The sequence below is a fragment of the Rhodanobacter sp. ANJX3 genome (genome assembly GCF_014200755.1).
Classification (GTDB): Bacteria; Pseudomonadota; Gammaproteobacteria; order Xanthomonadales; family Rhodanobacteraceae; genus Rhodanobacter.
In genome coordinates, this window is sequence record NZ_JACHCM010000001.1 from 557,133 (window position 1) to 572,597 (window position 15,465).

Consider the following 15,465-nt stretch of genomic DNA (forward strand, 5'->3'; position numbering starts at 1 on the left):
ATACGGCAAACTGTCGGACTATTTTCATCTCACTATCGCCTGACGATCGCGCATGTCCAAAGCCTATTTCACGCCCGCCACCTTTCGCTTTCTCGCCGCGCTGGACCATCACAACAGCCGCGAGTGGTTTCATGCGCACAAGGACGACTACGAGCGCCACGTGCGCGAACCGTATCTGCAGCTGATTACCGACCTGCAGGCGCCGCTGGCGAAGATCAGCACGCACTACCGCGCCGATCCCCGTAAGAACGGCGGCTCGCTGTTCCGCATCTTTCGCGATACGCGTTTTTCCAACAACAAACTGCCTTACAAATCGTGGCAGGGTGCGCGGTTTTTCCACGAGCGCCGCCACGAGATTCCCGCGCCCTCGTTCTACATGCATATTCAGCCCGGCGACTGCTTTGCGGGCGGCGGCATGTGGCATCCGGAGTCGGATGCGCTGAAACACATCCGCGAATTCATCGCGGACAACCCGGCGACGTGGAAGCGTGCCACGCAGAGCAAGGCATTTCGCGAACATCTGACGCTGGGCGGCGAGTCGCTGAGCCGGCCGCCGCGCGGCTACGATCCCACCCACGAACTGATCGACGACCTCAAGCGCAAGGACTTCGTCGCCTCGGCACACTTCGACGAAGCGCTGGCCTGCTCCGACGAGCTGCTGCCGTGGCTCGTATCGACGTACAAGAAAGTATCGCCGTTGGTCGACTATCTCTGCGCCGCGCAGGAGCTGGAGTTCTGATGTGTCTCAGCGTTCGTAGAACGCGCGGCGCGTGCTCAACAGATAAACCGCCACCGCGATGCCGACCGCAGCCGTGATCGCCACGTAATGTGCCGGCGCCAGCGGGCCGAGTTTCTCCGCCAGCACGCCGATCAGGGGCGGCGTGATCGCACCGAAAATCGCGTAGGCGATGTTGTAGGAAAACGAAATGCCGGTGAAGCGGATCGCCGGCGGAAAGGCGGCCACCATGACCGACGGCACCACGCCGACCACGCCCACGCTGAAGCCGGCGATCGCATACAGCGGCAAAAAATGCGCGCCGCCTGCGGCCAGATCAAGATACAGCGCATACGTGGCCGCCAGCAGGGCCAGTGAACCGAGCAGCAGCGCCCAGCCGCGGCCGATGCGGTCGACCAGCAGGCCGCCGCCGAGGCAACCGAAGCACAGGCACAGCGCGGCGATGCTGCTGCCTTCGAAGGCCAGCGTCGGCGCCAGATGAAACTTCACCTGCACCAGAGTCGGTGTCATCAGAATCACCACGACGATGCCGGCTGTCAGCATCCAGGTCACCAGCACCGACAGCCACACGCCGGCCAGGTGATTGCGCACCACCGTTTTCAGCGGCAGCTCCTGCGCCAGCTGCTTGCGCTCGCGCAATGCCGAAAACACCGGCGTTTCGCTGAGCCAGCGGCGCAGCCATACGGCAATGAAACCGAACACGCCGCCGAGCACGAACGGGATACGCCATGCAAAGGCCAGCACCTGATCCGGCGCATAGTGCTTGCTGATCGCCGCGGCCAGCAGCGAGCCGATCAGGATGCCGGCCGTGAGTCCGCAGGTCAGCGCCGCGCAGGCAAAACCGACCCGGCCGACCGGCGCGTGCTCGGCGACAAACACCCAGGCACCCGGAATCTCGCCGCCGATGGCGATGCCCTGCACGATGCGCAGCAGCAGCAAGAGCAGCGGTGCCAGCAGACCGAGCTGCGCATAGGTCGGCAGCAGGCCGATCGCCAGCGTCGGCAGCGCCATCAGGAAGACGCTGAGCGTGAACATCTTTTTGCGCCCGGCCTTGTCGCCGAAATGCGCCATCACAATGCCGCCCAGCGGGCGCGCGAGATACCCCGCGGCAAAGATGCCGTACACCTGCAGCTGCGCCAGCCAGGGCTCGACGCTGGCCGGGAAGAAAAGCTGGCCCAGCACCTTCGCAAAAAACACGAACACCACGAAGTCGTAGAACTCCAGCGCGCCGCCCAATGCGGAAAGCGTCAGCGTTCGTGCGTCGTTGCGATCGAGCGGGCGGGCTGTCGATCGCGAGGACTGGGTTTGGAATGGCATCGAGGACTCGACTGGTTGTTTACGTGGGCGTCGGACGGCGAACATACACCAATATTTCAGCCTTGAAAGCGGTTTCACGCTCCTATCGGCGAGTTCTTGCAGCCACCCGAAAACCCAATAGATGCCATGACAACAAAGTGCTATAAACCGCACTTACTTGAGCAACGAGCCCATGTCATGCACCACTCACGGAAGAATTTCATACGCCGTACCGCCCTGTCATCCGTTGTTTTGCTCGCCTGCGTAGTTCCGCTGCACGCCGAGGATTTCACGCTCGCCAATGGCGACATCATCGGCGAATGGAAAACCCGGCTGGTGGCCGGGGCGGCCATGCGCACCAGCAATCCGTCCAGGCATCTGGTCGGCAAGGGCTTCGAATCCAATGGCAGGCCCAAGGGGGGCGACGGCGCGGACACCGCCGACGACGGCAACCTCAATTACGGCAAGGGCGACGTCTACTCCAACCTCTACAAGATCGTCAGCGGCGTCGATCTGAAATACGGCAATCTCGGCATCGACGTGAGCGCACGCGCCTGGTACGACGCCGCGCTGGAAAACCGCGACGTGCCGCAGGGCAATACGCCCAATGGCTTTACGCCGAACCGCCCGCTCAGCGATCGCGGCTTCGATCACAGCAACCAGTTTTCCGGCTTCATGTTTCTCAACGCCTATGTCTACGATCACTTCGACATGGGCGACAGCACGAGCCTCGACGTGCGCGCAGGCAAGCAGAGCATCAAGTGGGGCGAGGATCTGTTCGTCCAGAACATCAACCAGATCAATCCCACCGACTACACCACCCTGCACCGCCCCGGTACCGATCCGTCCACCGAGGCGCAGCTGCCGGTGGAGATGCTGTGGGGCAAGCTGACGTTCGACGGCCCGCTGAGTGTGGAAGGGTTTTACCAGTGGAAGTGGCGGCCGAACGAGTACGACCCTTGCGGTACGTTTTTCTCCGGCAGCGATCTTGGCATCGACCGCGGTTGTGCCGGCATCGAAAGCAATGCCTACTATCCGCTCAATGCGTACTCGAAAGGCGCCGGTCAGTGGCTGAGCGACGGCTACCAGAATGCGGTGGGCGGCATTCTTCCGCGCGGCAACGATCTGCATGGCAGCAACAGCGGGCAGTTCGGCCTATTGCTGCACTACAAGGCCGAAAGCATCGGTACCGATTTCGGCCTTTACTACATGCGCCTGAACTCGCGTGCGCCGTATCTGGACGCCACCACGATCAATCCGGCGATCGAGAACAAAAGCCTGATTCCCACGCTCGAAGCCGCCGGCGTACCGGCCGCCGATGCCGCGCTGTCGCAGCGCCTGTCCGGCATCACCGACTACTGGGCGTTTCCGAATGGGATCCATATCGCCGGCCTCTCGGCATCGACGCATATCAGTGGCTGGAAAGTTGCGGCGGAAGTCTCCTACACCGCCGATCAACCGGTACAGATCAACACCGCCGACATGTTCGCGGCACTGACCCGCGACGGTGGCCCGATCGGCAACCGCATGGCGCTGCTGCTGCCCGGCGACACCTTGCAGGGCTACGACCGCTTCGACAAGACGCAGGGGCAGATCAACGCGACGCGATTGTTCAACGACATCTGGGGCGCCGACACCGCCACGATCGGCGGCGAAGCGGTCTGGAGTCACGTGAATCTGCCGCCGCTGTCGCAAGCGCGCTACGGCCGCGGCTTTGCCTGGGGATTCTCGCCACAGTACAGCGACGGCAGCTGCTCGCCGGTGCAGAACCAGCAGGGCTGCGTGAGCCAGGGTTACTACACGCGCCAGGCCTGGGGTTATCGGCTGAAAGGCCAGCTCAACTATTCGCTGCCCGGCCGCTGGACACTGTCGCCCTCGCTGTCGTGGGGTCAGGACGTGCACGGTTTCTCGGTCGACAACCAGCTGGTGCAGGGCCGCAAGCCGTACACCATCAGCCTGGCTGCGCAATACGCCAAGCGCTACTTCGCCACGCTGAGCTATACCAACTGGGTCGACAATGCGCCCTACGATCTGCTGAAGGATCACGACTTTCTCAGCTTCGCCATCGGCGCGAATTTCTAGCCCGGCGATTCAGCCCGCTTCGTAGAGCTCAATCGGCAAATCGTCCGGGTCGGCGAAGAAGGTAAAACGCCGGCCCGTGTATTCATCGAGGCGAACCGGCTCGCAGGTCACGCCACGCTGCAACAGCGTGGCGATCGATGCATCGATATCGTCGACGACGAAGGCCAGGTGCCGCAGGCCTTGAGCCTCCGGCCGCGATGGCCGCGGCGGCGGTTCGGGGAAAGAAAACAGCTCGATCTGCACGCCGTCGCTCAGCGCGAGATCGCACTTCCAAGACTGCCGCGCCTCGCGATACACCTCGCGCACGATCGAAAGCCCCAGCGTCTCGCTATAGAACGCGCGCGATCGCTGATAGTTCGAACAGATGATGGCGACATGGTGAATCGAGGTCAGTAGTGACACAGCGTTGGACTTGGACGTCATCGCCGCTCAGGCCTCGTGAAATGGAATCGCCAGCACGTCGGCAATGGCATTCGTGTCGGCCAGACACATCAGCAGGCGCTCGATGCCCATGGCGACGCCGGCCGCGTCGGGCATTTCATCCAGTGTGGCCAGTAGCCGATGATCTAGCGGCGACTCGGACAAACCGCGTTCGCGGCGTGTGGTCTGGTCGCGTTCGAAACGGATGCGCTGCTCGTCGGCGTCGTTGAGTTCGTGATAGCCGTTGGCTACCTCATGCTGGCCCAGATACAGCTCGAACCGCTCGGCCAGCGGCGGATCGCCGGCGCGGATTTTTGCCAGCGCGCACTGTGTGGCCGGGTAATCGTGGATCACCGTGATGCAGTCGCGCGAAAACGCGGGCTGCAGCCGATGGGTGATCAGCAGATCGAGCCAGTCGTCGCGCGTGAGGCCGGCCGGATCGATCGAGTATTCGGCCAGCGGCGCGCGCAGCTCGTCGATCGGCGCATGCAGTGGATCGATGCCCAGCTCGTCGAGAAACAGCTGGCGATAGCTGACGATATGCACCTCGGCCCGGCGACCGACCATGGCGAGCGCGGCCTCGACCAGGGTGATGGTTTCTTCCATCAGACGGCGATGGTCCCAGCCGACCCGGTACCACTCCAGCATGGTGAACTCGGGATTGTGCCGGCCGCCGGCCTCGCCGTTGCGAAAGACCCGGCCCAGCTCGTAGCAGTCGCCGATGCCTGCCGCGAGCAGTCGCTTGAGCGGATATTCCGGCGAGGTGCGCAGCCAGCGCTGCGCCTCGCCCGCGTCGACGTGTCCGCTGAAGCGCGTGGTGAAACTCTGGATATTCGGCTCGCTGTTGCCGGCCGCCGAGAGGATCGGCGTTTCCACTTCGAGCACGTTGCGCGTGGCGAAAAAGCTGCGGATCAGCGCATAGATGCTCGCGCGCAGCTGCAGCGCCCCGGCTAGCGTCAGCTTCCGGGACCTCAAGCGGTAGCCTCGTGCTTGGCCAGCAGCGCCAGCAGCTGCGCTTCGTCCCACACGGCCACGCCGAGCTCCTGCGCCTTGTCGAGTTTGGAGCCGGCCGCTTCGCCGGCCACGACAAAATCCGTCTTCTTCGAGACCGATCCGGACACCTTCGCTCCGAGCGCCTCCAGCCGCTCTTTGGCCTCCTCGCGGCTCAGCGTCGGCAGCGTGCCGGTCAGCACCGCGGTTTGTCCTTCGAGCGGCGCTTTTTGCACATTGGCGCTTTGGGGAATGGCATCGAGCAGCGACTGCATCGCCGCATCGACGTCACGCAGTTGCGCCAACGCTTCATCGTCGTCGAGAAAATTTTGCAAGTTGGTGGCCACTGCGGACGGCAACCCGGCGACCACCCAATGTGCCGAACCCGCTTTCTTCAAGTCAGCCAGAGTCGCGTAATGCTTGCCGAGCAATTCGCCGCTCTTGGTCTTGCTGCCAAGCTTGGGAATAGCGGCGACATCCAGCAGCACGCCCAGCCCCAGCCGCTCGCGCAGCCTTGGCGAGGGCGCCGCCTCGTCGCTGAAGCTTATGCCGGTCGCGAGCAGCGCGTCGACGACGGTTTCATTGCCCGGCTGCGCGAAAAAGCCGGCAATCGAGTTGGCCACCTCGTCGCCGATATCCGGCAACACGCGCAGTATCGGCGCCGGCATCGCGCGCACGAGATCCAGACGGCCAAACCAGGCGGCCAGCGTCTTGGCTGTGCTCTCGCCTATATGCATGATGCCCAGCGCAAACAGAAAGCGCGGAAGCGTCGACTGCTTGCTCGCCTGAATCGCCTCGACCAGATTTTCTGCCCATTTCGTTGCGACCTTACCGGCCTTCACCGTCTCCGGCGTAGTGCCATCGCGTTCGTCGATAGCTTGCTTCATGGCAATAAAGCGTTCGACGGTGAGTCCGTAAAGGTCGGCCGGCGTCTTGACGATGTCGAGCTCCACCAGCGCATCGACGAAGCGTTCGCCCAGGCCCTCGATATCCATCGCCCGGCGCGAGGCGAAATGGATCAGCGCCTCTTTACGCTGCGCGGCGCAGATCAAGCCGCCGGAGCAGCGAAACGCGGCGGCGCCCTCCTCGCGCAGCAGCTGCGAGCCGCAGACCGGACAATGCGTCGGCATCGACCACGGTACCGTGTGCGCCGGCCGCTGCTCGTCCATCACGCGCACGACTTCGGGAATCACGTCGCCCGCGCGGCGCACGATGACCGTATCGCCCACGCGCACATCCAGCCGCGCGATCTGGTCGGCGTTGTGCAGCGTGGCGTTGGTGACGATCACGCCGGCCACCTGTACCGGCGCCAGACGCGCTACCGGCGTGGCCGCACCGGTGCGGCCGATCTGGATCTCGATCGCCTCCACCGTCGTCAGCTGTTCCTGCGCGGGGAACTTGTGCGCGATCGCCCAGCGCGGCGCGCGCGAGACGAAGCCCATCTCGCGCTGGCCGGCGTAGTCGTCGAGCTTGTAGACCACGCCGTCGATGTCGTACGGCAGTGCATCGCGCTTGGCACCGATACGATGAAAGTACGCGATTAGTCCATCGAAACCTTTGGCTATATCCACCTCGGGCGATACCGGAAAGCCCCATTCGCGCAGCTGCTGCAGCGTCTGCGAATGCGTCGGCGGCAGTTCACCGCCTTCCACCACGCCGATGGCATACGCAAAAAAACTCAGCCGCCGCTTCGCCGTGATGGCCGGGTCGAGCTGGCGCAGCGAGCCGGCCGCGCCGTTGCGCGGATTGGCCAGCGGCTTTTCATCGTTGGCGCGGGCGCGTTCGTTGAAGCTCTCGAAATCCTTGCGCAGCATGATCACTTCGCCGCGCACTTCCAGCACCGACGGCCAGCCTTTGCCGCGAAGCTTCAAAGGAATGGCACGCACGGTGCGCAGATTCGCGGTGACATCCTCACCGGTTTCGCCGTCGCCGCGCGTGGCGCCCTGCACGAAGACGCCGTGCTCATAGCGCAGGCTGATCGCCAGACCGTCGAGCTTCGGCTCGACAGAAAATACCGCCTCACGCCGGTCCAGCGTCTGCTCGATGCGACGCTCGAATTCGGCGACTTCGTGGAAGCGTTCGCGGTCGTTCTCGCCCTCCTGTTCGAACGCGTTGCCCAGCGACAGCATCGGCAGCGCATGACGCACCTCGGCAAAGCCACCTTTCGCGCGGGCACCGACGCGGCGGGTCGGCGAATCGGACGTGGCAAGCTCGGAATGCTCGGCCTCCAGCGCTTCGAGTTCCCGCATGAGCCGGTCGTATTCGGCGTCCGGCATCTGCGGATCGTCGAGCACGTGATAGCGATGGTTGGCCTGCTCGATCAGCTCCCGCAGCGTCGCGGCGCGCGCAGCGGAATCGGCAAGGGCTGGACGTTCGGTCATGCAAATCTCCTGGGTCGTCCAAGTTTAACGACACCGCGGGCTTTCGGATGACCGGCACACGCTCGAAGCCGCACGACACAGCGGCGCAGCTAAAGCCGAGCTGACTTCTGAAAGATCTTTCACGAGGAACAAGCTGCCATAGCAGCTATCATGCAAGGGTTATGTCCCTCGATGCCGCCACTGCAGAGACACGTGCTGCCGTCGCCACGGTCGCCGAGCCCGCCTCGGTTTCGCAGGTGGTGCAGGAGATATCCACGCGCGAGCGCTATCGTGGGCTGCTGTGGCTGGTGGCCGCCGCGTTTTTCATGCAGTCGCTGGATTCCACCGTGGTCAACACCGCGGTGCCGGCGATGGCGAACGCGCTGAGCGTCACGCCGCTGGGCATGCGGACCGCGCTGACCAGCTACGTGCTGACGCTCGCCATTCTGATTCCGGCCAGTCCCTGGCTGTGCGACCGGTTGGGCACGCGCAGGGTGTTCGGTCTGGCCATCATCGTGTTCGGCACCGGCTCGCTGCTGTGCGGTCTGGCGCAGACGCTGCCCGAGCTGGTCGCTGCGCGCGTGCTGCAAGGTATCGGCGGCGCCTCGCTGATGCCGGTGGGCCGCTATGTTCTGGTGCGCAGCATCGAGAAGCGCGAGTTCGTCCGCGCCATGAGTACGGTGGCGACCTTCGGCCTGCTCGGCTCGGTGCTCGGCCCGCTGCTCGGTGGGGCGCTGGTGGAGTTCACTTCATGGCGGCTGATCTTTCTGATCAACGTGCCGGTAGCGATTGCCGGGGTGTGGATGAATCGGCGCGACATGCCGGACTACCGACTCGATCAAGCCAATCGCTTCGACCTCACCGGCTTTCTGATGTTTGCCGCCGCCTCAGCCCTGCTGCTCACCGCCTCGGAACTGGCCGGCAGCACGCCGGTGCCGTGGAGTTCTATCGGCCTGTGCACGCTGCTCGCGCTGCTGCTGGGTGCGGTTTACGTGTGGCACAGCCGACGCACCGAATTTCCGGTCGCCGACCTCACCCTGCTGCGCGTGCGCAGTGTCTGGGTGGCGCTCGCGGGCGGCCTGTTTACCCGGCTCGGCATCTCCGGCATGTTTCTGCTGCTGGTGCTGTTTCTGCAGGTCGGCTGCGGCTGGTCGCCGCTGATGGCCGGCCTGATGATGGTGCCACAGGCGCTCGGTTCGATCAGTGCTAAGTGGGCCATCAACCGCACCCTGATCTATCTGGGCTATCGCCGCCTGCTGTTCGGCAACACGCTGATCGCCTCGGTGCTGATGGCGATGTTCGCGCTGCTCGGGCCGACCACGCCGATGTGGGCCACGGCGCTGCTGGTCTTCGTCTACGGCGCCTGCACCGGCATGCAGTACACAGCGATGAACACACTGATCTACAACGATCTCGATATCAAATATGCCTCGATGGCGTCGTCGATGGCCTCGACCGCGCAGTACCTGGCAATGAGTTTCGGCATCGCCCTGGCCACGCTGCTGATGGAAGCGCTGCTGCAAGGCCATGCGCATGAGCAATACATCGTCGCCTTCCGCTGGACGGTGGTCTTGCTCGGTGGCATCACCGCGATCGCCAGCCGTATCTTCAGCCGGCTGCCGAAGGATAGACCACTGGCCAGCGCCGCCGCGGCGCGCTGATCTGCGCGCCGATCGATCGGGGCACGCGCTGCGGCAACCGTCGCGCGACTGTCGATGTAGCATGGCGCTTTCGAAGACCGCTTGAGCGCACCGAATGCAGCACGCGAGCGACATCCTGTTTACGCTGTTTGTGGTGTTTATCGCCGCCCAGCTGGGTGGTGAAATCGCGCAGCGGCTGAAGCTGCCCGGCGTCGTCGGCGAGATCGCCGCCGGCTGCGTGATAGGCCCTTCTCTGCTCGGCCTTATCGCCACGGACCAGATCGCCATCGGCACGCCGCTGGACGTGCTGGCCGAGATCGGCGTGGTGCTGCTGCTGTTTTCCGTCGGCCTGGAAACGCGACTGGAGGATTTGAAAAAGGTCGGAAAGGTGGCGTTTCTCGTCGGCGTGCTGGGCGTTGCCGTACCCTTCGCCATGGGCAGCCTGTGGGCACACGGCAGCGGCTTCGGCTGGGACAAGTCCCTGTTCGTGGCAGCCGCTTTTGTGGCGACCTCGGCCGGCATCACCGCGCGCGTACTGCAGGAGTTACATGCGCTGCAGCGAATCGAGAGCAAGGTGATTCTCGGCGCCGCCGTGATCGACGACATCCTCGCGATGCTGCTTCTGGGAGTGGTCGTCTCGCTGCAGGGCGGCGGCGGTTTCGACCCCAGCCATCTGCTGGCGGTGCTGGTGGGCGCCGTCGGATTTATAGCGGTAATCGGCTGGGGCGGCACGCGCGTCATGCGCTGGAATTCCGACTGGCTGGAAAAGCCGCGCGATCCGCATTCGCCGCTGATGATCGTGCTGGCGATGTGCCTGGGCCTGGCCTATCTCTCCACGCTGTTCGGGCTGGCCGCGATCATCGGCGCCTTCCTGGCCGGCATGATCGCGTCGGAAACGCAGCAGCGGCATACGCTGGAAAAACAAATGATGCCGTTGCTCGCCCTGCTCACACCGTTCTTTTTTGTCGTGACCGGCAGCAAGATCGACCTGCATGAACTGGCCAGCGCCGACGCGTTGATCATGCTGGCAATCGCCACCGTCATCGCCATCGTCTCCAAGCTGATCGGCGGCTGGCTAGGCTCGCTGTCGCTGGGCCGGCGCAGCGCCACGATTATCGGGTTCGGCATGGTGCCGCGTGGCGAGGTCGGCGTAGTGATTGCCAGCCTTGGCCTGGCGGCGGGCATCTTCAACAATCGCATGTACGCCATCATCGTGGCGATGTCGCTGCTCACTGCGATGGTGACGCCGCCGGTGCTGGCGTGGCTGCTGAGGCGCACCGGCAACAGCGGCGACGACTTGCCGCAGACAAATGCCAACGCCGCTCCATGACATGACATGACATGACGAAAGACGGTTCAAGGAAAATTCGGCGGATTGACGGGGGCGATTCAGCTGAGCTGATTAGACTGATGGTGCTGCAACACAACCGTGTCTTCTCCACTTCGGGACTACTCATGAACATCAAGCCGCTGTTTTCCCTCTCCCTCGCTATGGCTTTGAGCTTCGGCGGCATCGGCGCGGCAAGCGCCAGCCCGGATGCCAGCGGCGTACTGGTACGCCAGGACGGCATCTATCTGCGCTGCGACCAGTGCGGCACGGTGCAGAGCGTGGAGCGCAACATCACCCAGGGCAGCAACCACGGCGTGGCCGGCGCCATTATCGGCGCGGTAGCCGGTGGCGTACTGGGCAACCAGATCGGCAAAGGCAATGGTCGCAAGATCGCCACCGTCGGCGGCGCGGTCGGTGGCGGCTTTGCCGGTAACGCCATTGGCAAGGGCGGCAGCAGCGAAAGCTATCTCGTGCGCATGCGCATGGGCGACGGCAGCTACAACAATGTGCAGGTGAAGGACGCCAGCGGCATCCGCGCCGGCGATATCGTGCAGCTCGATCAGAACGGCAACATCACGCGCATCCGCTGAAACAGCCGTACGGCGACTTCCTTGAATCAGCCTCATAAAAAACGCCCCAGTTAGGGGCGTTTTTCTTGCGCAAGTCGAGTGCACATTGCCCACCTAAAGAAACGTAACTCAAGCCACCTTGGGAAGTCGGAAAGCCTCTAATGCACGTCGCGTAAAAAGATAGATACCGACAGCTGTCGAGTCGGTGCTATGGATCGCGCGTACCGCCTCAAGCAGCTCGCTGTCGGTGCATCGAAACCGCCGGCACCACGAGGCTCGGCTGGGTCGATTACGCAACTGGATGTGTTCTGTCATCGGCTACACCTGTTTAAAAATACTCGAACACCTTGCCTTCTAGGAAATGAAATGCCTGTGGTCGGCTCGTTACGTAAGCGGCAAACGTCATCGGTCGGGAGGTTGAGTCTGAATGGCATGAATTAGTTGCTGAGCGGTTAGGCGTATGTGCGATGCTCCCCACCGCACACACCGCACCTTCGCGCAGGAAATTCGCCTCATGGACTCTCACGCGCCACCCAACAAGGACAAACCGGGCATACCGGTGTGGCGCAATTTAAGCGCAGGTCTGATCACCGGCGCGGCGGACGACGATCCCAGCGGTATTGCCACTTACTCCCAGGTCGGCGCCGCGTTCGGCTACGGCATGCTGTGGTGCATTTTGTTCACCATGCCGCTGATGATCGCGATTCAGGCGATCAGCGCCGGCATCGGCTGCGTGACCGGACACGGTTTGATGGACGGCATCCGCGCCTACTATCCGCGCAAGCTGGTCTATGCACTGGTGGTATCGATTTTCGTAGCCAACGTGATCAACCTGGCGGCCGACATCGGCGCGATGGGCGCGGCGCTGAAGCTGCTGATTGGCGGCCCGGCACTGCTTTATGCCGGCGGCTTCGCCGTGTTGTCGCTGGTGCTGCAGGTGTTCATCCCTTTCTCGCGCTACTCGCCGATCCTGAAGCTGCTGACGCTCAGCCTCTTCGCCTACGTGGGAACGGTGATGGTGATACACGTGCACTGGCTGCCCGTGCTCAAAAGCATCGTTATCCCTCCAGTGACGTGGAATGCCAAATACGCCGTAGGCCTGGTCGCCCTGCTGGGCACCACCATCAGCCCCTACCTGTTTTGCTGGCAGGCGGCGCAGGAGGTCGAAGAGATTGAAGCGCATGCCGATCGCAGCCCGCTGCTGCTGGCGCCTTTGCAGGCACCGGATACGCTTCGCCGGGTCGGGATCGACACGACGGTGGGGATGATTTTTTCCAACCTCATCGCCTTCTTCATCATTCTCACCGCCGCCGTGGTTCTGCATGCGCACGGCAAGATCGATATCCAGTCGTCGTCCGACGCGGCCGAAGCGCTGCGGCCGCTGGCCGGCAACTTGGCTTTCGCGCTGTTCGCAGCCGGCATCATCGGCACCGGACTGTTGGCGGTACCGGTTCTGGCCGGTGCAACGGCTTATGCGGCGGCTGGCGCCTTCGGTCAGCTGAGCGGCCTGCAGCACAAAGTGCGCGAAGCGAAGTTTTTCTACGGCGTGCTTATCGTAGCTAGCGTCGCCGGCATCGCCTTGAACCTGACGCCGCTCGATCCGATCAAGGCGCTGTACTGGAGTGCGGTGATCAACGGCGTGGTGGCCGTACCGCTGATGGTCGTGATGATGCTGATGGGATCGCAGGCGAAGGTCATGGGGGATTTCACCATGCCGCTGCCGCTGAAGATATTCGGCTGGCTGGCCACCGCGACCATGGCCGTTGCAGCGATCGTGATGTTCGTTACCTGGGGTGATTAGATCGGGGCTCTTAAAGCCACCGCTCAACTCGGCGCGGATTCAGGCAGCTCGAAACGATAGCCGGCGCCGTAGACCGAATGGACATACGGGCCGCCCGGCACGAGATCATCCAGCTTGCGTCGCAGATTCCGAATATGGCTATCCACCACGCGATCGGTGACATCGCGCAAATCGTCGTGCATCAGATCGAGCAACCGGTCGCGGGAATATACGCGCCCTGGATGGGCTAACAGCGTCTGCAGCAGCCGATACTCGGTGGTGGTCAGCGGCAACGCCTTGCCTCCGACAAGGATGCGCTGCGTCGACTCGTCGACCACAAACGGATTGGGAGATGCCGGCCCGCGGCTACGGCGCAGCAGCGCACGCACGCGCGCCACCACCTCGCGCGGGCTGAACGGCTTGCAGACGTAGTCGTCGGCGCCGAATTCCAGGCCCAGCAAGCGATCGATTTCCTCAACCCGTGCGGTGAGCATGATCACCGGCAACTGGCTGCTCTTGCGCAGCTCGCGCAGTATTTGCAGACCGTCCATGCCCGGCAGCATCACGTCGAGCAGCAGCAGGTCCGGGCGCGTGTCGCCGATGGCCGACAGAACGCGATCGCCCTCCTCGACGATCGACGCGAGATAACCGGCACCCTGCAGATATTCGCTGAGCAAGGCGGCGATCTTGGGCTCGTCTTCGGCAATCAGGATGTGATGGGCGTGCGTCATGTCAGCGTTGTACCAGGGGCAGAGTCAAAACGATGCGCAGGCCCCCGAGCGGCGACGCCAGCGCATGCAGCGTTCCGTCGTGTGCCGCCGCAATCCGCTGGGCAATGGCCAGACCCAGGCCGCTGCCGCCGCGCTTTCGGTCGCGCGATGCCTCTCCGCGATAAAGCGGCTCGAACAGGCGTGCGAGCGAATCGTCATCCACGCCCGGCGGCGTGTCGTCGAAAAAAACAGCCACCGACTGTGCCTGCTTTTCCATGCTGATGTGCACCCGCCCACCGCCATCGCTGTAGCGCAGGCTGTTGCCCATCACGTTGTCGATCAACTGGCGCATGCGGTCGGGATCGACTCGCACCAGCGCCGATGAAAGATCGCGCTCGATCGTCAGCTGGGCTTCGCGCGCGATCGGCTCGAGACTCGTGCAAGCGCTGTCTATCAGCTGGGCGATATCGATCAGCCGCGGCCGATAGCTCAGCGTGCCCAGGTCGGCCATCGACAGCTGATGCAGATCGTCGACCAGACGATCGAGCCGCATCACCTCCTCGTGCAGCGAACGCAAGCCGCCGGCGTCGGCGACGCGCACGCCATCCTGCATGGCCTCGATCTCGCCGCGCACGATCGACAGCGGCGTGCGCAACTCGTGCGAGATGTCGGCAATCCAGCGCCGGCGCGCACTCTCGTTGGCCTGTAACGCGCTGCTCAAGCGGTTGATGTGCCGGACCAGATCGCCCAGCTCGTCGCGCCGCGACGTTTCCAGATGCTGTCCGTATGTACCATTGGCCAGCCGGTCGGCCGACTGCTCGACATCGCGCAGTGGTGCCAGCAAGTGGCGCGCAAAGATCCAGGCCACGCCCAGTGCCAGCAGCACGAGCACGCCGGCCAGCAGCGACATGTCGCGGATCTGGGCCGACAGAAAATCGGTGTCGCGGCTTTCCACCGGATGCGCAAGCGGCTGTAGCGCCAGCCAGCCGACCAGCACGCCGTTTTGCTGCAGCGGCCGCTCCAAAGCATCCGCACGCAACGGCGCGCCGACGATCCAGCGGTGCTGCGCGTCCAGCAGCGAAACTCGCGGCGACAACGCCGGCGGTGGTGGCGCATCGTCGCCGCGACCCGGCGCGCGCAGCGAGGGCTCTAGCATAGGCGGCGGTGGGGGACGGTTTGCGCCCGGATCGGGCTCGTCGCGAGGCGGCTTCGGGTCGAGCAGTCGATGCAGCAGCGCGTCCCAGGTCGTGCTGTTGCGCAGGCCATCGAAGCCCTGCGCCGCATCGGCACGCTGATCGAGTTCCTGCGCCAGCGGGGCCAGCCGCGCCAGGTCGAGCCTGTTGACGTAGGCGACAAAGCCACTGCGCAGATTGAGGATGGTAATGCTGCCCAGCGCGCCGAGCGCCAGCGCAACAGCCAGCACCAGCAGCAGAAACAGCTTGTGCACCACGCGCAGGCGCAGACGAGTGCGCGGCGGCGAACGAGGCAAGGCAGGCATAGGGGTATCCATGAGCGACGCAGGATAACCCGCTGCCCGAAAGCGTGCGTCCGC

General features: G+C 63.8%; 12 protein-coding genes. 6 read left to right on the plus strand and 6 right to left on the minus strand.

Annotated elements, in window-relative coordinates; genetic code table 11:
- Window positions 1–52: 52 nt before the first annotated feature.
- A complete protein-coding gene (locus HDE76_RS02280; RefSeq protein ID WP_184505196.1) occupies window positions 53–739 on the plus strand; it encodes a DUF2461 domain-containing protein in 687 nt (228 codons plus the stop codon).
- A 6-nt stretch (window positions 740–745) separates the two neighbouring features.
- Here the strand turns inward: HDE76_RS02280 and HDE76_RS02285 are convergent, their stop codons facing one another.
- The gene (locus tag HDE76_RS02285; RefSeq protein ID WP_221262254.1) at window positions 746–2,053 is read right to left on the minus strand and encodes an MFS transporter; all 1,308 of its coding nucleotides are present in this window, start codon (window positions 2,051–2,053) and stop codon (window positions 746–748) included.
- Between the two features lie 177 nt (window positions 2,054–2,230).
- Here HDE76_RS02285 and HDE76_RS02290 point away from each other — a divergent pair, with 177 nt between their 5' ends.
- Window positions 2,231–4,114 carry a DUF1302 domain-containing protein gene (locus tag HDE76_RS02290; RefSeq protein ID WP_184505200.1) on the plus strand — a complete coding sequence of 628 codons (1,884 nt, stop codon included), beginning with the start codon at window positions 2,231–2,233 and terminating at the stop codon, window positions 4,112–4,114.
- Between the two features lie 9 nt (window positions 4,115–4,123).
- Here the strand turns inward: HDE76_RS02290 and HDE76_RS02295 are convergent, their stop codons facing one another.
- Genes HDE76_RS02295 through ligA form a run of 3 tightly spaced genes read right to left on the minus strand, consistent with a single transcriptional unit; the run spans window position 4,124 to window position 7,905 of the window.
- Window positions 4,124–4,537 carry a VOC family protein gene (locus tag HDE76_RS02295; RefSeq protein WP_179476719.1) on the minus strand — a complete coding sequence of 138 codons (414 nt, stop codon included), beginning with the start codon at window positions 4,535–4,537 and terminating at the stop codon, window positions 4,124–4,126.
- 6 nt (window positions 4,538–4,543) lie between these two features.
- Window positions 4,544–5,509 (minus strand): EF-P lysine aminoacylase EpmA, encoded by a 966-nt coding sequence (gene epmA, locus HDE76_RS02300; RefSeq protein WP_184505202.1) that lies wholly within the window; start codon window positions 5,507–5,509, stop codon window positions 4,544–4,546.
- Window positions 5,506–7,905 carry an NAD-dependent DNA ligase LigA gene (gene ligA, locus HDE76_RS02305; RefSeq protein ID WP_184505204.1) on the minus strand — a complete coding sequence of 800 codons (2,400 nt, stop codon included), beginning with the start codon at window positions 7,903–7,905 and terminating at the stop codon, window positions 5,506–5,508. Before ligA ends, epmA begins: the two co-directional genes overlap by 4 nt.
- A gap of 161 nt (window positions 7,906–8,066) precedes the next feature.
- Here ligA and HDE76_RS02310 point away from each other — a divergent pair, with 161 nt between their 5' ends.
- From HDE76_RS02310 to HDE76_RS02330, 4 genes are all read left to right on the plus strand, one after another.
- Window positions 8,067–9,545, plus strand: a complete 1,479-nt coding sequence (locus HDE76_RS02310; RefSeq protein WP_184505206.1) for an MFS transporter — start codon at window positions 8,067–8,069, stop codon at window positions 9,543–9,545.
- Window positions 9,546–9,639: 94 nt separating this feature from the next.
- Window positions 9,640–10,854: a cation:proton antiporter gene (locus HDE76_RS02315; RefSeq protein WP_184505208.1), complete on the plus strand. Its 1,215-nt coding sequence runs from the start codon at window positions 9,640–9,642 to the stop codon at window positions 10,852–10,854.
- Window positions 10,855–10,979: 125 nt separating this feature from the next.
- On the plus strand, window positions 10,980–11,444 hold the full coding sequence (locus HDE76_RS02320) for a glycine zipper 2TM domain-containing protein (RefSeq protein ID WP_179476724.1): 465 nt from the start codon (window positions 10,980–10,982) through the stop codon (window positions 11,442–11,444).
- 493 nt (window positions 11,445–11,937) lie between these two features.
- Window positions 11,938–13,224 carry a divalent metal cation transporter gene (locus HDE76_RS02330; RefSeq protein WP_184505210.1) on the plus strand — a complete coding sequence of 429 codons (1,287 nt, stop codon included), beginning with the start codon at window positions 11,938–11,940 and terminating at the stop codon, window positions 13,222–13,224.
- A gap of 23 nt (window positions 13,225–13,247) precedes the next feature.
- Here the strand turns inward: HDE76_RS02330 and HDE76_RS02335 are convergent, their stop codons facing one another.
- Both HDE76_RS02335 and HDE76_RS02340 read right to left on the minus strand, forming a co-directional pair.
- Entirely contained in the window at window positions 13,248–13,934 is a 687-nt protein-coding gene (locus tag HDE76_RS02335) for a response regulator (RefSeq protein WP_184505212.1), read from the minus strand.
- A gap of 1 nt (window position 13,935) precedes the next feature.
- A complete protein-coding gene (locus HDE76_RS02340) occupies window positions 13,936–15,411 on the minus strand; it encodes an ATP-binding protein (RefSeq protein ID WP_184505214.1) in 1,476 nt (491 codons plus the stop codon).
- Window positions 15,412–15,465: the final 54 nt, after the last annotated feature.

Coding starts and splice junctions, on each gene's coding strand:
- HDE76_RS02280 (WP_184505196.1), top strand. CDS start 53: ATGTCCAAAGCCTATTTCACGCCCGCCACCTTTCGCTTTCTCGCCGCG.
- HDE76_RS02285 (WP_221262254.1), bottom strand. CDS start 2,053: ATGCCATTCCAAACCCAGTCCTCGCGATCGACAGCCCGCCCGCTCGAT.
- HDE76_RS02290 (WP_184505200.1), top strand. CDS start 2,231: ATGCACCACTCACGGAAGAATTTCATACGCCGTACCGCCCTGTCATCC.
- HDE76_RS02295 (WP_179476719.1), bottom strand. CDS start 4,537: ATGACGTCCAAGTCCAACGCTGTGTCACTACTGACCTCGATTCACCAT.
- ligA (WP_184505204.1), bottom strand. CDS start 7,905: ATGACCGAACGTCCAGCCCTTGCCGATTCCGCTGCGCGCGCCGCGACG.
- HDE76_RS02310 (WP_184505206.1), top strand. CDS start 8,067: ATGTCCCTCGATGCCGCCACTGCAGAGACACGTGCTGCCGTCGCCACG.
- HDE76_RS02315 (WP_184505208.1), top strand. CDS start 9,640: ATGCAGCACGCGAGCGACATCCTGTTTACGCTGTTTGTGGTGTTTATC.
- HDE76_RS02320 (WP_179476724.1), top strand. CDS start 10,980: ATGAACATCAAGCCGCTGTTTTCCCTCTCCCTCGCTATGGCTTTGAGC.
- HDE76_RS02330 (WP_184505210.1), top strand. CDS start 11,938: ATGGACTCTCACGCGCCACCCAACAAGGACAAACCGGGCATACCGGTG.
- HDE76_RS02335 (WP_184505212.1), bottom strand. CDS start 13,934: ATGACGCACGCCCATCACATCCTGATTGCCGAAGACGAGCCCAAGATC.
- HDE76_RS02340 (WP_184505214.1), bottom strand. CDS start 15,411: ATGCCTGCCTTGCCTCGTTCGCCGCCGCGCACTCGTCTGCGCCTGCGC.